Below are 20,774 nucleotides of genomic sequence, written 5' to 3' on the forward strand. Positions count from 1 at the left end.
CCCCCTCACCCCGAGTTTCAGGCGAGCGCGTCCGCATCCGCAAACTGCAAAGCCGCCAGCCGCGCATACAGCCCGCCCTGCGCCATCAGTTCGGCGTGCGTGCCCTCGCCCACCACGAGTCCGCCGTCGAGCACCACGATCCGGTCCGCCGACTGCACGGTGGCCAGCCGGTGGGCGATGGTCAGCACCGTACAGCGACCACGCACCCCGGCCAGCGCCGCCTGCACCTCGCGTTCGCTTTCGGCGTCCAGCGCGCTGGTGGCCTCGTCCAGCAGCAGCACGGCCGGCTCGCGCAGCAGGGCGCGGGCCAGCGCCAGACGCGCCCGCTGACCGCCCGACAGGCGCACGCCGCGCTCGCCCAGCGCGGTGTCCCAGCCCTCCGGCAGCGCCTCGATGAACCCCCGCGCATGCGCCGCCTCCGCGGCCGCCTGCAGCGACGCGTCGGATGCATCCGGCACGCCGTAGGCCACGTTTTCGCGCACGGTGCCGGAGAACAGCACCGGTTCCTGCGGCACCACCGCGATGTGCCGGCGCAGTTCATCCGGCCGCAGGCGACGCAGGTCGTGCCCGTCGAACAGGACGCGTCCGGCGTCCGGGTCATGAAAGCGCAGCAGCAGCCGGAACAGGGTCGACTTGCCGGAACCCGACGGTCCCACCAGCGCCACCGACGCGCCCGGGCGCACCCGCAGAGAGACACCGTCCAGTGCCGGCGGCTGCGGGCGCGTCGGATAGGCGAAAACCACGTCCTCCAGCGCGATCTCGCCGCGCACCGGTTCCGCCAGGTCTTCGGGGTGCCGTGGCCAGGGCGGGCCGGAACGGACCTGCGCGAGCTCCAGCAGGCGCTCCGCGGCCCCGGCCGCCCGCAGCAGTTCGTTGGTCACCTCGCTGAGCGCGGCGATCGACCCCGCCACCAGGGCCGCATAGAACAGGAACGCGGCCAGCTCGCCCGGGGTCATCACCCCGTCCAGCACGCGGTGGCCACCGATCCAGAGGACACCGGCGATCAGGCCGAACATCAAGAGCATCACCGCGGCGGCCAGCAGAGCGCCGGTGGCGGCCCGGCGCGTGGCCATGCCGAAGGCGGCTTCCACCGCCGAGGCATGCCGACCGCGTTCGGCGTCTTCCTGGCCGTGGGCCTGCACCGTCTCGATCGCGTACAGGGTCTCGTCGGTGCGCGCGCCCACGTCCGCGACCCGGTCCTGGGTCCGGCGCGACAGCCGCCGCACCCGCCGGCCGAGCAGCCACACCGGCACGGCCACCGCCGGCAGGCCGGCCACCAGCAGGGCCGCCAGCGCCGGGCTGGACAGGAACATCAGGACCAGCCCGCCGACGATCAGCAGCAGGTTGCGCGCGGCAATGGTCAGGGTCGTGCCGACCACGGTCTGGATCAGCGTCGCGTCGGCCGTCAGGCGCGAGATCACCTCGCCGGTACGGGTCTGCTCGAAAAACGCCGGATCCAGCCGGATCACATTGGCGAAAACCGCGCGGCGCAGGTCCGCTACCACCCGCTCGCCCAGCCAGGTCACCAGATAGATGCGCGCACCGACGCCGATGGCCATCACCGTCACCACCAGCAGCAGCAGCACCAGCGCGCGGTTGAGCCCGGCGGGGTCCTCGGGACCCAGGCCGGCATCCACCAGCAGGCGCAGCACCCCGCCGAAGGCCAGGATCGCCCCCGAGCCCACCACCAGCGCCACCAGCCCGAACACGATGCGCCGCCGGTACGGCCGCAGGAATGCGAGCAGCGGCATCAGGACCCGCAGGTTACGGGCCGCGGGGCGCGGGGTGTCGGCGTCGTCCCAGTTCATGCCCGCTACCGGCGGTTAGGGAATGCGGGTGCGGACAGGGTCATTCGCCGGCTGCGACGAATTCGACGGTGTTCCCGTCCGGATCGCGCACGAAGGCCGCGGGACGCCCGGAACGGCTGCGCTGCGCGGGGAAGCCCGCCGCCTCCAGGCGGCCCAGCAGGGTCTCCAGACCGTCCACCACCAGGGCCAGATGGCGGTCGCGGCCACCGGCGACCCCGCGCTCCACCGGGTCCGGGTTGGGCACCCCCAGCAGATGCAGGGCGCGCCCGTCACCCAGATCGAACCAGCGCCCGGGGAACCCGAGATCGGGACGCGGCAACGGCGCCAGTCCGAGCAGATCGCCGTAGAACGTGGCCGCACGCTCCGGATCCGACACCACCACGCTCACGTGGTGCACCCCGCGCACCACGCCGTCGCTCATGCGACCTCCCCGTCTCCCGGGGTCTGCAGCAGCACCACGGTCTGCGCGGCGAGGCCCTCCTCGCGGCCGGTATAGCCCAGCCGCTCGGTGGTGGTGGCCTTCACGTTGACCGCGTCCGCCGGCAACCCGGTATCCGCGGCGATGTTGGCGCGCATGGTGTCCACGTGCGGGCCCATGCGCGGACGCTGGGCGATGATGGTGGCGTCGATGTTCACCGGCACCCAGCCCGCCGCGCGCACCCGGCGCAGGGTCTCTTCCAGCAGGTCGCGGCTGTCGGCACCGGAGAACGCCGGATCGCTGTCGGGAAAGTGGCGGCCGATGTCGCCCAGACCGGCCGCCCCCAGCAGGGCATCGCACAGCGCGTGCAGCAGCACGTCACCGTCGGAGTGGGCGCGCACGCCGTAATCGAACGGGATCCGCACCCCGCCGACCACCACGTGATCCCCCGCCTCATAGGCGTGTACATCGAAACCCTGGCCCACACGCAACGCCGTCATCCTCGGTACCCTCCGTCGAGTCGTCCCTGTTCCAGCAAGTATAGACGGGCCAGTTCGAGGTCTTCGGCACGGGTGATCTTGATGTTCATCAGCGAGCCCTCCACCAGGCGCGGCCGCAGTCCCGCCCATTCGATCGCGCTGGCCTCGTCGGTCACCGGGTGTCCGGCGGCACGCGCGCGGGCGTTGACGTCGCGCAGCGTACCCAGGCGGAACATCTGCGGGGTCAGGGCCCGCCACACCCGCTCGCGATCGAGCGTGGATTCCACCCGACCGTCGGCGTCCGCCCACTTGATGGTATCGGTGGACGGGGCCGCCAGCACTCCCCCCACGGGATCGTCGCGCAGCTCGTCCAGCATGCGGTCGAGATCGTCCGGCGGCAGGCACGGGCGCGCGGCATCGTGCACCAGCACCCAGTCCTCGGGACCGGCGCGTTCCTCGAGGAAATCCAGGCCGTTCTGCACGGAGTCGGCCCGCTCGTCGCCGCCGGCCACGCGGAACAGCCGCCCGCCGGCCAGCGGCAGGTCGAGCGCGTCCGGATCCACGTCCGGGCCCAGCACCAGGATCACGCCGCGAATCCGCGGATGCTCCAGAAAGATCGACAGGGTATGGGCCAGCACGCTGCGCGGCCCCAGGGTGAGGAACTGTTTGGGACGATCCGTCCCCATGCGACGACCAATCCCGGCTGCGGGGATCAGCGCCCAGAAGACTCCCGAACCTTCGGGGGAGTCGGCATCACTCATCGAACGGATCCTCCACGATCGTCGTGTCCTCCTCGAAACGCTCCGGCGCGGCCCCGGTGGACGCGTCCTCGGGCATCAGCCCCGGGACTTCGCCCGGGGCTTCGTCTTCTTCATCCACGATGAAGAAAAAGGTCTCGTCCTCGCGAATCATGCCCAGGTCGCGCCGGGCGCGTTCTTCCACCGCCGCGGAGCCCTCGCGCAGATCGCGGACCTCGGCCTCCAGCGCCCGGTTGCGTTCGCGCAGGCGCTGATTTTCCGCTTCCTGCATGGCGGTCTCGCTGCGCAGTTCGCGGACATCCGGCCAGCCGCCCTCGCCGAACCACAACGGCCACTGCAGCGCCAGCACGAGCAGCAACAGACCGCCCGGCAGCAGCCAGCGCATCGCTCAGGCCTCCGGCCGGGACACCCCGGTTCCCCGGGGTCAGGGCCGGACCCGGAAGGCGTCCATGCCCGGGTAGCGGGCCTGCCCGCCAAGATGCTCCTCGATCCGCATGAGCTGGTTGTACTTGGCCACGCGATCGGAGCGCGACAGCGAGCCGGTCTTGATCTGCCCGGCGCCGGTGGCCACCGCCAGATCGGCGATGGTCACGTCCTCGGTCTCGCCCGAACGGTGCGAGATCACCGAGGTGTAACCCGCCTCGCGCGCCATCTCGATCGCCTGCAGGGTCTCGGTCACGGTGCCGATCTGGTTCAGCTTGATCAGGATGGAGTTGGCCACGCCGCGGTCGATGCCCTCGCGCAGGATCTGCGTGTTGGTCACGAACAGGTCGTCGCCCACCAGCTGCACGCGCTCGCCCAGACGCTCGGTCAGGATCTTCCAGCCCTCCCAGTCGTCCTCGGCCAGCGCATCCTCGATGCTGAGGATGGGGTACTGATCGACCCAGTGCGCGAGGTAGTCGCAGAATTCCTCGGCATTGAACGACTTGCCCTCGGAATCCAGGTGGTAGCGGCCATCGCGGTAGAACTCGGAGGCAGCGCAGTCGAGGCCCAGCCAGATGTCGCGCCCGGCCTTGAACCCGGCCTGATGGATCGCTTCGAGGATGGTCTCCACCGCGGCCGAGTTGGACTCCAGGTTGGGCGCGAACCCGCCCTCGTCGCCCACGCCGGTGCCCAGGCCGCGCTGGTTGAGCACCTTCTTCAGTGCGTGAAAGACCTCGGCGCCGTAGCGCACCGCTTCGCGCACGCTGGGGGCACCCACCGGCAGGATCATGAACTCCTGCATGTCGACGCTGTTGTCGGCATGCTCACCGCCGTTGACGATGTTCATCATCGGCACCGGCAGCAGATGCGCATCCGGCCCGCCGACCGTCTCGAACAGCGGGCGCTCGGCATCGGCCGCGCGGGCATGGGCCACGGCCATGGACACCGCCAGCAGGGCGTTGGCGCCCAGGCGCGACTTGTTCTCGGTACCGTCCAGCTCCAGCATGCGCTGGTCGACCGCGGTCTGGTCGGCCTCCATGCCGCGCAGGGTGTCACGGATCTCGCCGTTCACGTGACCCACCGCCTTCTCCACGCCCTTGCCGCCGTAACGGGCCGCGGCGTCGCGCAGTTCCAGGGCCTCGCGCGCCCCGGTGGAAGCCCCCGACGGCACCGACGCCCGCCCGGTCGCACCGGAGGCCAGGACGACGTCGGCTTCCACCGTCGGGTTGCCGCGGGAATCGATGATCTCGCGCGCGTGGATCTCGGCAATCTGGGACATGCTCGTACTCTCTCCTTGACTCGTTCGATTCGGGGCCGGCCGCCCCCGGGGTCAGCCCGGGGTCAGCCCAGGCCGTATTCGGCTTCCGCCAGCGGACGCGACTTGGTCGCCTCGTCCAGCGCCTTCAGGGTTTCCAGCAGCTCGCGCATGCGCGGCAGCGGCCAGGCATTGGGACCATCCGACAGCGCGTTCGCCGGATCGGGGTGGGTCTCCATGAACAGCCCGGAGATACCGCTGGCCACGGCCGCACGGGCCAGCACCGGCACGTATTCGCGCTGCCCGCCGGAGCTGGCACCCTGCCCGCCCGGCTGCTGCACCGAGTGGGTGGCGTCGAACACCACCGGGGCGCCGGTGCGGCGCATGTCGGCCAGGCCGCGCATGTCGGAGATCAGGGTGTTGTAGCCGAAGGACACCCCGCGCTCGCAGACCATCACCGACTCGTTGCCGGCCTCGCGCGCCTTGTCCACCACGTTGCCCATGTCCCAGGGGGCCATGAACTGGCCCTTCTTGATGTTCACCGGGAGCCCCTGACGGGCCACGTTCTGGATGAAATTGGTCTGGCGGCACAAAAACGCCGGGGTCTGCAGCACGTCCACCACCGCGGCAACCTCCGCCAGCGGGGTGTCCTCGTGCACGTCGGTCAGCACCGGCACGCCCATGCGCTCGCGCACCGATTCGAGGATACGCAGCCCCTCCTCCATGCCCGGGCCGCGATAGCTGCGGGTGGAGGACCGGTTGGCCTTGTCGAAGGACGACTTGTAGATGAACGGAATCCCCAGCTCGCGCGTGAGCTCGGCGAGCTGCCCCGCGGTTTCCTCGGCCATGGCCTCCGATTCGATCACGCAGGGACCGGCGATCAGGAAGAACGGCCGGTCCAGGCCCACGGAGAAACCGCACAGTTCCATCAACCTGCCTCCCGTCAATCGGTCAGCGCCGCGCCCACATCCGGCGCGCGCTCGTTCTGGTAGTCCCGCGCCGCACGGACGAAGCCGGCGAACAGCGGGTGTCCGTCGCGCGGCGTAGAGGTGAACTCGGGGTGGAACTGACAGCCGACGAACCACGGATGTTCCGGAAGCTCCACCGCCTCCACCAGTTCCCCGGACTCGGACAGCCCGGAGATCACCAGCCCGGCCTGCTCCAGACGCGCGCGGTAGGCGTTGTTGAATTCGTAACGGTGGCGGTGGCGCTCCTCGATGCGACTGGTGCCGTAGGCCGCGGCGATGCGCGAGCCCTCGGTCAGGCAGGCGGTCTGCGCACCCAGACGCATGGTGCCGCCCAGATCGCTTTCGGCATCGCGATGTTCGATCCGCCCCTCGCGGTCCTGCCATTCGGTGATCAGCGCGATCACCGGATGCGGAGTATCGGGCGCGAACTCGGTGGAATGTGCCCCGTTGAGGCCGGCCACGTTGCGGGCGTATTCGATCACCGCCACCTGCATGCCGAGGCAGATGCCCAGATACGGGATGCCCTCCTCGCGCGCATGGCGTACCGCCTCGATCTTGCCCTCGACGCCGCGTTCGCCAAAGCCGCCCGGCACCAGGATCGCATCCAGCCCTTCAAGCTCCGCGCGTGCCTCGGGGGTGTCGCCCTCCAGCTTTTCCGAATCCAGGTAGCGGATGCGCACCCGGGTGCCGACCTCGATGCCCGCATGGGTCAGGGCCTCGTTGACCGACTTGTACGACTCGGTCAGCTCGACGTACTTGCCGACCATGCCGACCGTAACCTCCGACTCGGGGAACTCCATGGCGTTGACCACGTGCTTCCAGTCGGACAGGTCGGCGACCGGCAGATCCTCGATGTGCAGCTTGCGCAGCACGATCTCGTCGAGCTTCTGCGAATGCAGCCACAGCGGGATCTTGTAAATGTTGTCGACGTCCACCGCAGAGATGACCGCCTTTTCCTCGACGTTGGTGAACAGCGCCATCTTGCGCCGTTCCCCTTCGGGGATCGCCTGACTCGAGCGGCACAGCAGGATGTCCGGCTGGATGCCGATGGAACGCAGTTCCTTGACCGAATGCTGGGTCGGCTTGGTCTTGATCTCGCCGGCGGCGTCGATATAGGGGACCAGGGTCAGGTGCATGAACAGCGCGTTGTCGCGCCCCAGCTCCACGCCCATCTGGCGGATCGCCTCGAGGAACGGCAGGGACTCGATGTCGCCCACCGTGCCGCCGATCTCGATCAGTGCGATGTCGGCGTCATCCGCCCCTTCGCGGATCGAGCGCTTGATCTCGTCGGTGATGTGCGGAATGACCTGCACCGTGCCGCCCAGATAGTCGCCGCGGCGCTCCTTGCGGATCACGTTCTCGTAGATCTGGCCGGTGGTGAAATTGTTGTGCCGCGAGGTGCGGATGCGCACGAAGCGCTCGTAGTGCCCGAGATCCAGGTCGGTCTCGGCCCCGTCATGGGTGACGAACACCTCGCCATGCTGGAACGGACTCATGGTCCCCGGATCGACGTTGATGTAGGGGTCCAGCTTCATCAGCGTGACCTTCAGGCCACGCGCCTCGAGGATCGCCCCCAGAGAGGCGGATGCAATACCTTTGCCCAGAGACGAAACCACGCCTCCGGTGATAAACACGAATCGCGTCATGCGGGAAACCTGGCCGGGACCGACGGGGGTCAAAATGCCCGCAAAGGGTACCAGACCCCCCGTTTTCGCTCAATCGCGAACGCGCCCCGCGGGGCGCCTGCGGGCCCGTCATGGCGGGGCTGCGGCGCCTCGGCCCGAACCTGCGACGCAGCTCACGGGGGGCCGCCGTCATCCGGTCCGCGCGGCCACAGCACGGCACGCACCTCGCCCCCCGGCGGGCGCAGCAGCGGGATGCGCGCACGCCGCCATGGCGGAATCCCGCGCTCCTGCATCAGCGACTTCAGCCGCCGGTGCCGGCCGCCCGCCGGCACCCGTTCACCACCCTGCCGGAACACCACCTCCACCGCCCCGGCCAGCAGCGGATCGGCGAACGCCGGATGCTCGCGGGTCAGCACCCGGCCATCGGGCAGACGCAGCCGCTGCTGGCCGGCCGGCCACGGGATGGGCGACGCGGGCTCCGTCTCCGGCGGATCCAGATACAGCGCATCGCGGTAGCGCCGCAGGCAGCCCTCGTCCCAGTCCAGCCGCGGCTGGCGATCCTCGCCGGCCGCCTGCGCCTGACGCAGGAATTCCGCCAGCCGCCTGTGGCCCGGCGGGCGCAGGCCGTGTTCCCGGATCCAGTGACGCAGGAGGGCGCTCCGGCGTCCCGGTTCCAGCGGCCGCAGGACGGACAGCGGCAGGCACTCACCGGCCCCGGCGCCCGCCAGGTGGCGCGCGAGATCGGCGTCCTCCCCGTCGGCCACCCCGGCCTGCCAGCGCGCGGCCCGCGCCAGCCCGGCCGAGGCCGCAAACCGTTCATTGAGCCGGGGCAGGATCTCGCGGCGCAGGAAGTTGCGGTCGAACCCCGGATCGGCGTTGGTGGGGTCCTCCATCCAGGTCAGCCCCTCGCGCCGCGCCCGCGTCGCCACGGCTGCATCCGCCACGTCCAGCAGCGGGCGCGCCAGCCAGCCCTCGCCTTCGCGGCGCCACGGGGGCATGCCACGCAGGCCCAGCGGACCGCTGCCGCGCAGGGCCGCGAGCAGGAAGGTCTCGGCCTGATCCCCGGCATGATGCGCGGTGACCACCACCCCGGTCGGCCCCAGGCCCTCGCGCAGCAGCGCATAGCGGGCGTGCCGGGCCGCGGCCTCCACCCCGTCCGCGCGGGTCTCGAGGGGACCGACCGCGCGGTGCTCGAAATGCAGACCCAGCGAATGCGCCACCGCACGGCAGTGTTCCGCCTGGGCCGCGGACTGCGCGTGCAACCCGTGGTCCACGTGCCAGGCTTCGGGATCGGGATGCCCGACAGCTCGACAGGTCGCGGTCAGGGCATGCAGCAGGACGCTGGAATCGCGACCGCCGCTGAAGGCGACGCGCAGCGGGCCGCCCGCGGGACACTCCTCGAGGAACCGCCGCAGCGCGACGTCAACGGGATCAGGCGCCGGCTTCCTGGAAGGCACCGTAGTCCATCAGCCGGCGGTAACGCCGCTCCAGGCGCTTGCCCGGGTCCAGCCGCTCCAGCCCGCCCAGGGTCTCGGCCAGCGCCGCACGCAGATGCTCCGCCATGGTCTCCGGATCACGGTGGGCGCCGCCCAGGGGTTCATCGATCACCCGGTCGATCAGCCCCAGGTCCTTCAGCCGCCCGGAGGTGATCCCCAGCGCCTCGGCGGCCTCGGCGGCCTTCTCCGAGCTCTTCCACAGGATGGAGGCGCAGCCTTCCGGCGAGATCACCGAATATGTCGAGTACTGCAGCATGAGCGTCGCGTCGCCCACGCCGATCGCCAGCGCACCGCCGGAGCCACCCTCGCCGATCACCGTGGCGATGATCGGGGTGTCCAGCCGCGCCATCACCCGCAGGTTGCGCGCGATCGCCTCGCTCTGCCCCCGCTCCTCGGCCCCCACGCCGGGGTAGGCGCCCGGGGTGTCGATGAAGGTGAACACCGGCATGCGGAAGCGCTCGGCCATCTCCATCAGGCGCAGGGCCTTGCGATAGCCCTCCGGACGCGGCATGCCGAAATTGCGCTGCACCTTGTCGCGGGTCTGGCGGCCCTTCTGGTGGCCGATGATCATCACCGGCCGCCCGTCGAAGCGGGCCATGCCGCCGACGATCGCGGGATCATCGGCATAGGCGCGGTCGCCGTGCAGTTCCTCGAATTCCTCGAACAGCGCCGGGATGTAGTCGAGCAGATACGGACGGCGGGGATGACGTGACAGCTGGGCGATCTGCCAGGGCGTGAGCTTGGCGAAGATGCTTTCGGTCAGCGACTGGCACTTGTCCTGCAGCCGCTGGACCTCTTCCTGGATATTGACCTCGGTGTCGTCGCTCACGTACTGCAGGTCGCGGATGCGGGCCTCCAGTTCGGCGATCGGCTGTTCGAAGTCGAGAAATTCCGGGTTCATGCAAGGATTCCAGTCAGTCACGTTCGGGGTGGCGAGTGTAACGAATCGGCGCGATCTACGCTGGCCGGCAGCGGGCCCCGCCGGCCGGGCCTAGCCCCGCTGGTAGAGCAGGCGCGCCTCGCAGGAAGGGCCCAGGGTCTGCTGGATGCCGCGCAGCAGGGCCTCGTTCGGCAGGATGCGCCAGTCCGGCGGCACCTTCAGTTCCGCCTCCATGCCGTCGCGGCGATAGCGCAGGCGCAGCGGGCAGCCGGGCGGGGCACCCTCTTCGTCCGCCTCCGGCGTCCCGCCACTGCCATTGCCGTTGCCGCGCCCGGCCGGCCGGTGCTCCTGCAGCAGGCCGTGCAGCCCGGCGATCTGCTCCGGCCGGACCTCGCGCAGGTCCAGACACAGCGCCTGGGCCCATTGCGCGCGCGCCTCGTCCAGGGTCAGGACCCGGCGCGCACGCATGCGCACCCCGCCGGCGTAGTCGTCCAGGGTCACCGTGCCTTCGGCCACCAGCAGGCTGTCCGGCTCGAGCCGGTCGCGGTACTGGTTGAAATCGTCGTTGAACAGCACCAGCTCGGCGCGCCCGCTGCGGTCGTCCAGGGTCGCCACGCCCATGCGCCCGCTGTTGGTGTTGCGCACCCTCACGCCCACCACCAGCCCGGCGATGCGCACGGTCTCCTGGCGCCCGCGCCCGCGGTTCTCGCCCTCGTCGGGGCGCTCTTCCAGCTTCGCCTCCAGTTCAGCCAGACTGGTCCGGGTCAGTTCGCGCAGCTCCTCGCGATAACGCTCCACCGGATGCCCGGTGAGATACAGCCCGAGGGTCTCTTTCTCCCCGCGCAGCCGGTCATCGTCCTCCATCTCCGGCTGCGTCTCGCTCTCCGGCACCACCGCGGCCGCCGGGTCGCCGAACAGATCCACCACGCCGAGGCTGGCATTGCGTTCGGTCTGTTCCGCCGCGGCTACCGCGGTGGGGATGTCGGCCAGCAGGGTCGCACGGTTGGCGCCGAGGGAATCCAGCGCACCGGCCCGCACCAGGGTCTCCAGCACCCGCTTGTTGAGCTTGCCCAGATCCACCCGCTGGCACAGGTCCACCAGCCCGTGGAACGGTCCGCCCTCGTTGCGCGCCTTCAGCAGGGTCTCGATCGCCGACTCGCCGACGCCCTTGATCGCCCCCAGCCCGTACACCACCGTGTGCGCGTCCTGCACGGTGAAGCGGTAGTCCGACTGGTTCACGTCCGGCGGCAGCACCGCCAGCTCCATGCTGCGGCATTCCTCGATCAGGCCGACCACCTTGTCGGTGTTGTCCATGTCCGCGGACAGCACCGCCGCCATGAACGGCGCCGGATAATGCGCCTTGAGCCAGGCGGTCTGATAGGCCACCAGGGCATAGGCCGCGGAGTGCGACTTGTTGAAGCCGTAGCCGGCGAACTTCTCCACCAGGTCGAAGATATAGGTCGCGGTGTGCTCCTCCACCCCGCGTTCCACCGCGCCATTGACGAAGATCTCGCGCTGCTTGGCCATCTCCTCGGGCTTCTTCTTGCCCATCGCGCGGCGCAGCAGGTCCGCACCGCCCAGGGTGTAGCCGGCCAGCACCTGGGCGATCTGCATCACCTGCTCCTGGTACAGGATCACGCCATAGGTCGGCTTGAGCACCGGCTCCAGATCCGGGTGCGGGTATTCCACCTCGGAGCGTCCGTGCTTGCGGTCGATGAAGTCGTCCACCATCCCCGACTGCAGCGGCCCCGGGCGGTACAGCGCCACCAGCGCGATGATGTCCTCGAAGCTGTCCGGCTGCAGACGCCGGATCAGGTCCTTCATGCCACCGGATTCCAGCTGGAACACCGCGGTGGTCTGATAGCCTTTCAGAAGACGGAAGGTCTCCGGGTCGTCCAGCGGCACGCCCTCCAGATCGATCTCGATCTCCGGATCCATGCGCTTCAGGTTCTGCACCGCCCAGTCGATGATGGTCAGCGTGCGCAGCCCGAGAAAGTCGAACTTGACCAGGCCCACCGCCTCGACATCGTCCTTGTCGAAATGGGTCACCAGCGAGCCGCCGTCATCTTCGCAGTACAGCGGAGAGAAATCGGTCAGCGCCGACGGCGCGATCACCACCCCGCCGGCGTGCTTGCCGGCGTTGCGGGTCAGTCCTTCCAGTTTCATCGCCAGATCGATGATCGCGCGGACCTCCTCGTCCTCGTCGTACTGCGCCTTGAGGTCCTCGCTCTCGGTCAGGGCCTTCTCCAGGGTCATGCCCAGCTCGAACGGGATCAGCTTGGCGATGCGGTCGACGAAGCCGTAGCCGTGCCCCAGCACGCGCCCGACGTCGCGTACCACCGCCTTGGCCGCCATGGTGCCGTGGGTGATGATCTGCGAGACCTTGTCACGGCCGTAGCGCTCGGCGACGTATTCGATCACGTCGTCGCGCTTCTCCATGCAGAAGTCGACGTCGAAGTCGGGCATGGAGACCCGTTCGGGATTGAGAAACCGCTCGAACAGGAGCTCGTAACGCAATGGATCCAGGTCGGTAATTCCCAGCACGTAGGCCACCAGCGAGCCAGCACCGGAACCGCGCCCCGGCCCCACCGGGATCCCGTTGTCCTTCGCCCACTGGATGAAGTCGGCCACGATCAGGAAGTAGCCGGGGAAACCCATCTGGCAGATCACGTCCAGCTCGCGCGTCAGCCGTGCCTCGTAGTCCGCGGTTTCGGCGAACTGGAAGCGCTCCAGGCGTGCGCGCAGCCCCTGATCGGAGATCTCGCGCAGATGCTGCTCCACCGTGCGCCCTTCCGGCACCGGGAAATCCGGCAGCACCGATTCCCCGAGCGTCAGGCGCACGCTGCAGCGCCGGGCGATGGCCACGCTGTTGGCCAGGGCCTCGGGGATGTCCTCGAACAGCGCGGCCATCTCCTCCGGCGTGCGCAGGTACTGCTGCTCGGAGTAGCGCCGCGGCCGGCGCGCGTCGTCCAGGGTGTGGCCGTCGTGGATGCACACCCGCGCCTCGTGGGCCTCGAAGTCCTCGCCGCTGAGAAAACGCACGTCGTTGGTGGCGACCACCGGCAGTCCGTGGCTCTCGGCCGCGCCGATCGCGGCCTCGATCCAGGCCTCCTCGCCCGGCCGCCCGGTGCGCGTGAGCTCCAGATAGAAGCGCCCGGGGAAACGCTCCAGCCACGGCTGCAGCACGGGCTCGGCAAGGGCCTGCGCGACCCCGCTGCCGCTGACGAACAGCCCGTCGATGGTCCCGGACAACGCGATCAGCCCCTCCGCCGCGCCGCCGTCGAGCCACGCGCAGTCGATCCGCGGCACGCCCTTCTCCTGGCCTTCCTGCCAGGCGCGCGAGATCAGCCGGGTCAGGTTGCGATAGCCGGCATCGTTCTGCGCCAGCAGGGTCATGCGCGCCGGGGTGCCGTCGGCGCGCGCGTCGCGCACCAGCACGTCGGCCCCCACGATCGGCTGCACGCCGGCGCCGATCGCCGCCTTGTAGAACTTCACCAGGCCGAACAGGTTGCAGTGGTCGGTGACCGCAACCGCCGGCATGCCGGCCGCGCCCACCGCCTGCACCAGCGGCTTCAGACGCACCAGGCCATCGATCAGGGAATACTCCGAGTGCACCCGCAGGTGCACGAACCCCGGGTCCTGCAGGTTGAGATCGTCAGTGGTTTGGGTATTCATCATCATGCCTCGCTGGCGGCCGCCAGCGCCCGCGCCACCGGACCATAGCTGCGCCGATGCTCGGGGCACGGCCCGTGCTGTTCCAGCGCCGCCCGATGCGCGGCGGTGGGATAACCCGCATGGCGGTCGAAGCCGTATTCCGGCCACTGCTCGTGCAGCGCGCGCAGTTCACCGTCGCGTGCCACCTTGGCGATCACCGAGGCGGCACTGATGGCCGCGACGCTGCCATCACCGCCGACCCGGGCCTCGGCGGTCCACGGGCCCTCGGGGGTGAAGCGCCCGTCCACCAGCAGGTGCGCCGGGGCCGGATCCAGGGCCTGCACCGCCCGCTGCATCGCCAGCAGGGTCGCGCAATGGATGTTCAGACGATCGATCTCCGCCGCCTCGGCGCGCCCCAGGGCCCACGCCAGGGCACCGTCGCGGATCCGCTCGTCCAGGGCCTCGCGCCGGCGCGCCGTCAGTTTCTTGGAATCGGTCAGACCGGGGGCGTCGAAGCCTTCCGGCAGGATCACCGCCGCGGCCACCACCGGCCCGGCCAGCGGCCCGCGACCCACCTCGTCGACGCCCGCGACCCCGTCTGCCCCGCCTGTCTTGCCGCTCATGAAGCCGCTCCCGATGTCCGCACGCAGTGTTCCCGGACGATGCCCCGCACGCCATCCGGGGGATCCGTTACAATGGCGCCGAAATCCTAGCACAGCCCCCTCCGGACCGAGCATCCCGACCATGTCCCAGAATCCCCTGCGCTGCGCCGCCGTCGGTGTTGGCCATCTCGGCCGCTGGCATGCGGCCAAATACGCGGCACTGCCCGACACCGAACTGGTGGCGGTGGCCGATGCCGACCCCGAAACCGCCCGCCGTGTCGCCGCCGAGCACGGCTGTGCGGCCGAGACCGACCACCGCGCCCTGATCGGCCGGGTGGACGCGGTCTCCATCGCCGCGCCCACCACCCTGCACTACGCGATCGCCCGCGACTTCATCGAGGCCGGCTGCCACGTGCTGGTCGAGAAGCCCGTGACCGCGACACTGGACGAGGCCGAGGCCCTCAACCGGCTGGCCGAAGAACGCGGCGTGGTACTGCAGGTCGGGCATCTGGAACGCTTCAACGCGGCCCTGCGCCAGCTGACCGAGAATCCGCTGCACCCGCGCTTCATCGAGTCGCACCGACTGGCGCCGTACAAGCCGCGCGCCACCGACGTCTCGGTGGTGCTGGACCTGATGATCCACGACATCGACATCATCCTGGCCCTGGTCGACTCGCCGCTGGCCGAGATCCGCGCTTCCGGCGCCCGGGTCCTGACCGGCGACATCGACATCGCCAATGCGCGCCTGGAGTTCGAGGACGGCTGCGTGGCCAACGTCATCTCCAGCCGTATCAGCACCAAATCCGAGCGGCGCATGCGCATCTTCCAGTCGCATGCCTACGCCTCGGTGGACTTCCAGAACCGCATCCTGTCGTTCAACCACCTGGGTGACGTCGATCCCGAGACCGGGGCGCCCGAGATCCACCGCGACGAGCGCGTGTTCGACGAGGCCGATGCCCTGCTCGCCGAAATCCGCGCGTTCGTGGCCGCCGCGCGCGGCGACGCCCCGGTCCTGGTCAGCGGCCGCGACGGACAGCGCGCGCTGGAGACCGCCAGCCGCATCACCGAACTGGTGCAGGCCAATCTCAACGTGATGGGCCGCGCCGACGGCCCGCACTCCGCAATCGAATCCGCAACAGGAGCCCGCCCGTGATCCCCATGGTCGACCTGCAGCGTCAGTACCAGACGCTGCGCACCGAGATCGATGCCGCCCTGCAGGAAGTCCTCACCGGCGCCCGTTTCATCCTCGGACCCAACGTCCAGGCGCTGGAAGAGGAGCTGGCCGACTACCTCGGCGTGGAACACGCCATCACCTGCGCCTCCGGCACCGACGCCCTGCAACTGGCGCTGCATGCCGCGGGCGTCGGGCCCGGTGACGAGATCATCACCACGCCGTTCACCTTCATCGCGACCGCCGAGGCCATCCGCTACCTGGGCGCCGAGCCGGTGTTCATCGACATCGACCCGCGGACCTTCAATCTGGACCCGGAGCAGATCGAGGCGGCGATCAGCCCGCGGACCCGGGCCGTGCTGCCGGTGCATCTGTTCGGCCAGCCGGCCGACCTGCCGCGCATCCGCGAGATCGCCGAGCGCCACCAGCTGCTGGTCATCGAGGACTGCGCGCAGTCCTTCGGCGCCAGCATCGACGGCGCGCAGACCGGCTCCACCACCGCGTTCGGGGCGTTCAGCTTCTTCCCCAGCAAGAACCTCGGCGCCTTCGGCGACGGCGGGCTGGTGACCACCTCCTGTCCGTCCTCGGCCGAGGCCCTGCGCCGCCTGCGCAACCACGGCTCCAGCGTCCGCTATTACCACGACGAGATCGGCTACAACTCGCGCCTGGACGAGATGCAGGCGGCGATCCTGCGCTGCAAGCTGCCGCACATCGACCACTACAACGCCGAGCGCCGGCGCGTGGCTGCGCGCTACAGCGAGGGGCTGAAGGACCTGCCGCTGGAGACCCCGCACGAGGACGGGATCGGCGTCCACGTATACCACCAGTACACCCTGCTGACCGATCACCGCGAGGCGCTGATGAGCGCACTCACCGAGGACGGCATCGCCAACGCGATCTACTACCCGGTGCCGCTGCACCAGCAGAAGGCGTTCGCAGAACCCGACGGCGAGCCTGAATCCCTGCCGGTAACCGAATCGGTGGCCGCGCGCTGCCTGTCCCTGCCGATCTTCCCCGAGCTGGAAGACGCCCAGGTCGATCGCATCGTCGAGCGGATCCGCCGCACACTGGCATGACCCGCGAGGTCGTCGTCTGCGCCGGGGAGACCTCCGGCGACGCCCTGGGGGCGGGACTGGTGCGGGAACTTGCCGGCCACGCCGACGACCTGCGTTTCTCCGGGATGGGCGGTGAACGCATGCGCGCCGCCGGCGTCGATACCCGCATCGACGTGGAAGAACTGGCGGTGGTCGGGCTGGTCGACGTGCTGGTCAACTACCCCCGCCTGCGACGGCTGTTCCGCCGCATGTGCGACCACCTCGAGACCACCCGCCCCGCGCTGCTGGTGCTGGTCGACTACGTCGAGTTCAACCTGCGCCTGGCCGCGCATGCCAAACGCCTGGGCATCCCGGTGCTGTTCTACGTCAGCCCGCAGCTGTGGGCCTGGCGCAGCGGCCGCATCCGCCGCATCCGGCGCCATGTCGACGCCATGGCCGTGCTGTTCCCGTTCGAGACCGCGATCTATGAACGCGCCGGCGTCCCGGTACGCTATGTCGGCAACCCGCTGGTGGACCGCGTGCAGGCGCCGGAACCGCCCCTGCGCGAACGCCTGGGCGTCGGACCGGATACCCGGATCGTCGGCCTGCTGCCGGGCAGCCGCGGCGGCGAGCTCAAGCGCCACTGGCCCCTGCTGCTGGAAACCGCCCGCCGCCTGCACCATCGACATCCGGATCTGCGCTTCGCGGTGGGTCTCGCCCCCGGGGTCACCGCCGAGCGCCTGGCCGGGCTGGCCCCGCCGCCCGCCGGGCACGACGCGAGCGCCGGCGAGCCACCACTGGACTACGTCGAGGGCGAGGACGGGACCCACGCGGTGATGGCCGGCGCCGATCTGCTGCTGACCGCCTCCGGCACCGCCACCCTGGAGGCCGGCCTGCTGCGCGCCCCGATGCTGGTGTTCTACCGCATGGGCGCACTGTCGCATTTCGTGTTCCGCCGCCTGGTGCACCTGGAGCACATCGCGCTGGTCAACATCGTCGCCGAGGAAGGGGTCGTCCCCGAATACCTGCAGCACGACGCGAACCCGCAACGCCTCACCGACGACGCCGACGCCCTGCTGCGGGAACCGCAACGCCTGGAGGCGATGCGCGAGCGCCTGTCACGGGTACGGGAAAGACTGGGCGACGGCGGCGCGGATCGCCGCGTGGCCGCGGCGGCCGCCGAGATGCTGGAGCACGGACACCTGCTGCCCGCCGACTGACGCACCGTGCGGGCTCACCGCGTTTGCCCCTGGATGCTGCCGGGATGCCGGGATGCCGGGGCCCGACCCATACCCCGTGTGCCCCGTGCGGTACCCCCGCAGGAGCGCGCTTGCGCGCGAAAACTGCGGTCAGTGCTGGCGACCACCCCGCAGGATGCCGCGCCGCGACCCCTGGACGAAGTGGATCAGATCGCGCACCTCGGGGATATCGGTCTCCGCCAGCATCTCGTCGAGATGCGATTCGCGCCCGGCGCGCCCGCGCATGCCGCGGATGAACACCCGATGCAGCCCCTGGATCGCCTCGTCGCTGAACCCGTTGCGGCGCAGCCCGATCTTGTTGATCCCGATCAGCCGCGCGTAGTTGCCGCTGGCCAGACAGTACGGCGGCAGATCGCGGTTCAGGGCCGAGCCCATGCTGGTGAAGGCAAAAGTCCCCACGCGACAGAACTGGTGCACCAGGGTAAAGCCGCCCAGAGTGGCCTTGTCGTGGATCTCCACGTGGCCGGCCAGCGAGGTGGCATTGGAGAAGATGATCTCGCTGCCGATGGTGCAGTCATGGGCGATGTGCACGTAGGCCATGATCAGGTTGTCATGGCCGATCACCGTCTCGCCCAGTCCCTTGGCGGTTCCGCGGCTGAGGGTCACCGACTCACGGATCACGTTGCGGTCGCCGATCACCAGACGGGTCGGCTCGCCACGATAGCTGGTGTCCTGCGGCTCCTCGCCGATCGACGAGAACTGGAAGATGCGGTTGTCGCGGCCGATCTCGGTCGGCCCGTTGATCACCACGTGCGGCCCCACGCGGGTCCCCGCGCCGATGCGCACGTTCGGGCCGATCACCGAGAACGGCCCCACTTCCACCGAACTGTCCAGCTCGGCACTCGGATGGATGTCCGCCCGCGAGTCGATCACGCCTCGATTTCCTTGCCCGCACACATCAGTTCGGCGGTGGCGCAGATCTCGTCTTCCACCTTCGCCTCGGCGTCAAAGCGCCAGATCCCGCGCACCGTTCGGGTCAGCTCCACCCGCAGGTCCAGCTGGTCACCGGGCACCACCTGGCGGCGGAAACGCGCCTGATCGATGCCCACGAACAGATAGAGCTGCTGCTTGTCCTGATTCTCGCCGCGCGCCTCCTCGGTCTTGAACGCCAGCAGCCCGGTCGCCTGCGCCAGGGCCTCGAGGATCAGCACCCCCGGCATCACCGGCTTGACCGGAAAATGCCCCTGAAAGTACGGCTCGTTGATGCTGACGTTCTTCAGCCCGACCAGATGCTCGCCGGGTTCGCATTCCACCACCCGGTCCACCAGCAGGAACGGGTAACGGTGAGGGAGGTACTGCATGATCTGCTGAACGTCGAGGGCATCCACGGGGCGTATCCTGTTTTCTTGTCCTGGTGATGTTGTTTCGGGCCGCCGGATGCCCTGCTGCTCATGTGTCGCGCGCGCGTCGGCCCAGGCGCCGCAGGCGGGCCAGGGTCCGGTTCCACAGTCGGGCCTCCTGATGCGGAACGCCCGAGGCGTAATGCCCGGCCTGCTCGATGCTGCGGGTGACCAGGGTCATCGCGTGGATCGTCACGTGGTCGGCGATGCTCAGATGGCCGAGGATCCCCGCCCCGCCGCCGATGGCACAATGCCGGCCGATGCGGGCACTGCCCGCGATACCGACACAGCCGGCAATCGCCGTATGGTCTCCAATCTCGACGTTATGGGCAACATGAACCAGGTTGTCGATCTTCACGCCGTGACCAATCCGGGTGTCTTCCACGGCCCCGCGATCGATCGTGCAGTTGGCCCCGATCTCCGCATCATCACCCACGCGGACCCCGCCCAGCTGCTCGATCTTGAGCCAGGTGCCGTCTTCCGGCGCGAAGCCGAAACCGTCGGCCCCGATGACCGTGCCGGCGTGCACCAGACAGCGCTCGCCCAGCACCACGCCGTCGAGTACGCGCACGCCGGGATGCAGGAAGCTGCCCGCGCCGATCACCGCGTCGCGGCCGACATGCGCCTGCGCCTCCACCACGGCACCGGATTCCAGGCGGGCACCCGCGCCAATCACCGCGCCGGCAGCGACCGTCGCGGCGGGATCGACCCGTGCCGACGGATCGACAACCGCCGAAGGCGCAATGCCCGGCTCACGCGCGCGGCGCGATGCTGCCAGCATCTGGCTCACACGCGCATAGGCCGGATAAACCGCCGCTACGCGGATGCGCGCCGCCCCCGCCGGCAGAACCGCGGCAGGCAGATCGGCGGGAATCAGCAGGGCCCCGGCGCGCGAGTCCGCCAGCCCGTCCGGCAATGCATCGGCGCGCACCACGAATGCCAGCTGATCCGGTGCCGCACGCGCCGGGGAGGCCAGTCCGCGGATACGCCGCGCACCGTCGCCCTCCAGCTCGCCCCCGACCCGACGCGCCAGGGCCGCGGTCTCGATGCCGTCCGGATCACTCACGCTGCATCGCGGCCAGCACGTCGTCGGTGATGTCCACGCGATCCGAGGCGTAGAGCACGTTGCGCTCGGTCAGGATCACGTCGATGTCGCGCTCGCGCGCCAGCTCGGCGATCGCGTCGTTGATGCGCCGCTGCAGGCGCGACAGTTCCTCGTTGCGGCGCACGTTGAGGTCTTCGGAAAAGCTCTCCTGGGCGCGCCGGAACTCGCGCGAACGCGCCGAAAACTCGCGCTCCAGCGCGGCCCGTTCGGACGGATCCATCATGTCGCCCTCGCGCTCCAGGCGATCGCGCAGCCGCTGCAGTTCCTCGCGTTCGGCCACCAGTTCGGAATCGCGCGGGGAAAACTCCTCCTCCAGCTCGCGCATCGCCTGTTCGGCCTGCGGTGAATCCTCCAGGATCCGGTTCATGGTCACGTAACCCACGGTCTGCGCGCCGGCCATCGCGGGCACTGCCGTCCAGCCCGCCACCACCAGTGCGAAACCGATCCCGGCCGTTATCCAGGCCTTCATGCCGCCTCCCGGGGCATTGCCGCCCCCGTG

19 protein-coding genes are annotated in these 20,774 nt (G+C 69.8%); 3 read left to right on the plus strand and 16 right to left on the minus strand.

All coding sequences use genetic code 11. The features are described from left to right. Positions 1-17: 17 nt before the first annotated feature. The 12 genes from F790_RS0108105 to rnhB form a co-directional block, all read right to left on the minus strand. On the minus strand, positions 18-1,808 hold the full coding sequence (locus F790_RS0108105; RefSeq protein ID WP_019591334.1) for an ABC transporter transmembrane domain-containing protein: 1,791 nt from the start codon (positions 1,806-1,808) through the stop codon (positions 18-20). A gap of 40 nt (positions 1,809-1,848) precedes the next feature. After that, positions 1,849-2,229 carry a VOC family protein gene (locus tag F790_RS0108110; protein ID WP_018870707.1) on the minus strand — a complete coding sequence of 127 codons (381 nt, stop codon included), beginning with the start codon at positions 2,227-2,229 and terminating at the stop codon, positions 1,849-1,851. Next, a complete protein-coding gene (gene ispF, locus F790_RS0108115; protein ID WP_019591335.1) occupies positions 2,226-2,726 on the minus strand; it encodes a 2-C-methyl-D-erythritol 2,4-cyclodiphosphate synthase in 501 nt (166 codons plus the stop codon). Before ispF ends, F790_RS0108110 begins: the two co-directional genes overlap by 4 nt. Further along, the gene (ispD, locus tag F790_RS0108120; protein ID WP_026332900.1) at positions 2,723-3,466 is read right to left on the minus strand and encodes a 2-C-methyl-D-erythritol 4-phosphate cytidylyltransferase; all 744 of its coding nucleotides are present in this window, start codon (positions 3,464-3,466) and stop codon (positions 2,723-2,725) included. Before ispD ends, ispF begins: the two co-directional genes overlap by 4 nt. Next, a complete protein-coding gene (gene ftsB, locus F790_RS0108125; RefSeq protein ID WP_019590313.1) occupies positions 3,459-3,848 on the minus strand; it encodes a cell division protein FtsB in 390 nt (129 codons plus the stop codon). The genes ispD and ftsB overlap by 8 nt, the downstream gene beginning before the upstream one ends. Positions 3,849-3,887: 39 nt before the next feature. Continuing rightward, a complete protein-coding gene (eno, locus tag F790_RS0108130) occupies positions 3,888-5,165 on the minus strand; it encodes a phosphopyruvate hydratase (protein ID WP_019591337.1) in 1,278 nt (425 codons plus the stop codon). A 62-nt stretch (positions 5,166-5,227) separates the two neighbouring features. Beyond that, complete coding sequence (gene kdsA, locus F790_RS0108135; RefSeq protein ID WP_018870712.1) at positions 5,228-6,070, minus strand: 3-deoxy-8-phosphooctulonate synthase; 843 nt, start codon at positions 6,068-6,070, stop codon at positions 5,228-5,230. A gap of 14 nt (positions 6,071-6,084) precedes the next feature. Further along, positions 6,085-7,755, minus strand: coding sequence for a CTP synthase (locus F790_RS0108140; protein WP_019022781.1), 1,671 nt, complete (start codon positions 7,753-7,755; stop codon positions 6,085-6,087). A gap of 152 nt (positions 7,756-7,907) precedes the next feature. Beyond that, positions 7,908-9,191 carry a tRNA lysidine(34) synthetase TilS gene (gene tilS, locus F790_RS0108145; RefSeq protein WP_019590315.1) on the minus strand — a complete coding sequence of 428 codons (1,284 nt, stop codon included), beginning with the start codon at positions 9,189-9,191 and terminating at the stop codon, positions 7,908-7,910. Beyond that, complete coding sequence (locus F790_RS0108150) at positions 9,166-10,131, minus strand: acetyl-CoA carboxylase carboxyltransferase subunit alpha (protein ID WP_018870715.1); 966 nt, start codon at positions 10,129-10,131, stop codon at positions 9,166-9,168. Before F790_RS0108150 ends, tilS begins: the two co-directional genes overlap by 26 nt. Before the next feature lie 90 nt (positions 10,132-10,221). Then, complete coding sequence (dnaE, locus tag F790_RS0108155; protein WP_019591338.1) at positions 10,222-13,788, minus strand: DNA polymerase III subunit alpha; 3,567 nt, start codon at positions 13,786-13,788, stop codon at positions 10,222-10,224. After that, positions 13,788-14,387 (minus strand): ribonuclease HII, encoded by a 600-nt coding sequence (rnhB, locus tag F790_RS0108160; protein ID WP_019591339.1) that lies wholly within the window; start codon positions 14,385-14,387, stop codon positions 13,788-13,790. The genes dnaE and rnhB overlap by 1 nt, the downstream gene beginning before the upstream one ends. 121 nt (positions 14,388-14,508) lie before the next feature. On the opposite strand from rnhB, the gene F790_RS0108165 reads away from it, so the two are divergent. The 3 genes from F790_RS0108165 to lpxB are packed head-to-tail and all read left to right on the plus strand — an operon-like array spanning position 14,509 to position 17,791. Next, the gene (locus F790_RS0108165) at positions 14,509-15,519 is read left to right on the plus strand and encodes a Gfo/Idh/MocA family protein (protein ID WP_019591340.1); all 1,011 of its coding nucleotides are present in this window, start codon (positions 14,509-14,511) and stop codon (positions 15,517-15,519) included. Next, a complete protein-coding gene (locus tag F790_RS0108170) occupies positions 15,516-16,613 on the plus strand; it encodes a DegT/DnrJ/EryC1/StrS aminotransferase family protein (RefSeq protein WP_019591341.1) in 1,098 nt (365 codons plus the stop codon). The genes F790_RS0108165 and F790_RS0108170 overlap by 4 nt, the downstream gene beginning before the upstream one ends. After that, positions 16,610-17,791, plus strand: a complete 1,182-nt coding sequence (lpxB, locus tag F790_RS0108175; protein ID WP_019591342.1) for a lipid-A-disaccharide synthase — start codon at positions 16,610-16,612, stop codon at positions 17,789-17,791. Before F790_RS0108170 ends, lpxB begins: the two co-directional genes overlap by 4 nt. A 129-nt stretch (positions 17,792-17,920) precedes the next feature. On the opposite strand, the gene lpxA is transcribed toward lpxB, so the two are convergent. The 4 genes from lpxA to F790_RS0108195 all read right to left on the minus strand — a co-directional run bounded on the left by lpxA (position 17,921) and on the right by F790_RS0108195 (position 20,744). After that, positions 17,921-18,703 carry an acyl-ACP--UDP-N-acetylglucosamine O-acyltransferase gene (lpxA, locus tag F790_RS0108180; RefSeq protein WP_018870721.1) on the minus strand — a complete coding sequence of 261 codons (783 nt, stop codon included), beginning with the start codon at positions 18,701-18,703 and terminating at the stop codon, positions 17,921-17,923. Beyond that, positions 18,700-19,158, minus strand: a complete 459-nt coding sequence (fabZ, locus tag F790_RS0108185) for a 3-hydroxyacyl-ACP dehydratase FabZ (RefSeq protein ID WP_019591343.1) — start codon at positions 19,156-19,158, stop codon at positions 18,700-18,702. Before fabZ ends, lpxA begins: the two co-directional genes overlap by 4 nt. A 61-nt stretch (positions 19,159-19,219) precedes the next feature. After that, complete coding sequence (gene lpxD, locus F790_RS0108190) at positions 19,220-20,236, minus strand: UDP-3-O-(3-hydroxymyristoyl)glucosamine N-acyltransferase (protein ID WP_019591344.1); 1,017 nt, start codon at positions 20,234-20,236, stop codon at positions 19,220-19,222. Next, the gene (locus F790_RS0108195) at positions 20,229-20,744 is read right to left on the minus strand and encodes an OmpH family outer membrane protein (RefSeq protein ID WP_019022791.1); all 516 of its coding nucleotides are present in this window, start codon (positions 20,742-20,744) and stop codon (positions 20,229-20,231) included. The genes lpxD and F790_RS0108195 overlap by 8 nt, the downstream gene beginning before the upstream one ends. Between the last annotated feature and the right edge of the window lie 30 nt (positions 20,745-20,774).

Origin of the sequence: Thioalkalivibrio sp. ALE20, assembly GCF_000381405.1 — a bacterium.
GTDB lineage: Bacteria > Pseudomonadota > Gammaproteobacteria > Ectothiorhodospirales > Ectothiorhodospiraceae > Thioalkalivibrio.

What these genes read in the sequence shown, in the direction of transcription:
- F790_RS0108105 (WP_019591334.1), bottom strand. Translation starts at nt 1,808, where the DNA reads ATGAACTGGGACGACGCCGACACCCCGCGCCCCGCGGCCCGTAACCTG.
- F790_RS0108110 (WP_018870707.1), bottom strand. Translation starts at nt 2,229, where the DNA reads ATGAGCGACGGCGTGGTGCGCGGGGTGCACCACGTGAGCGTGGTGGTG.
- ispF (WP_019591335.1), bottom strand. Translation starts at nt 2,726, where the DNA reads ATGACGGCGTTGCGTGTGGGCCAGGGTTTCGATGTACACGCCTATGAG.
- ispD (WP_026332900.1), bottom strand. Translation starts at nt 3,466, where the DNA reads ATGAGTGATGCCGACTCCCCCGAAGGTTCGGGAGTCTTCTGGGCGCTG.
- ftsB (WP_019590313.1), bottom strand. Translation starts at nt 3,848, where the DNA reads ATGCGCTGGCTGCTGCCGGGCGGTCTGTTGCTGCTCGTGCTGGCGCTG.
- eno (WP_019591337.1), bottom strand. Translation starts at nt 5,165, where the DNA reads ATGTCCCAGATTGCCGAGATCCACGCGCGCGAGATCATCGATTCCCGC.
- kdsA (WP_018870712.1), bottom strand. Translation starts at nt 6,070, where the DNA reads ATGGAACTGTGCGGTTTCTCCGTGGGCCTGGACCGGCCGTTCTTCCTG.
- F790_RS0108140 (WP_019022781.1), bottom strand. Translation starts at nt 7,755, where the DNA reads ATGACGCGATTCGTGTTTATCACCGGAGGCGTGGTTTCGTCTCTGGGC.
- F790_RS0108150 (WP_018870715.1), bottom strand. Translation starts at nt 10,131, where the DNA reads ATGAACCCGGAATTTCTCGACTTCGAACAGCCGATCGCCGAACTGGAG.
- dnaE (WP_019591338.1), bottom strand. Translation starts at nt 13,788, where the DNA reads ATGATGAATACCCAAACCACTGACGATCTCAACCTGCAGGACCCGGGG.
- rnhB (WP_019591339.1), bottom strand. Translation starts at nt 14,387, where the DNA reads ATGAGCGGCAAGACAGGCGGGGCAGACGGGGTCGCGGGCGTCGACGAG.
- F790_RS0108165 (WP_019591340.1), top strand. Translation starts at nt 14,509, where the DNA reads ATGTCCCAGAATCCCCTGCGCTGCGCCGCCGTCGGTGTTGGCCATCTC.
- lpxB (WP_019591342.1), top strand. Translation starts at nt 16,610, where the DNA reads ATGACCCGCGAGGTCGTCGTCTGCGCCGGGGAGACCTCCGGCGACGCC.
- F790_RS0108195 (WP_019022791.1), bottom strand. Translation starts at nt 20,744, where the DNA reads ATGAAGGCCTGGATAACGGCCGGGATCGGTTTCGCACTGGTGGTGGCG.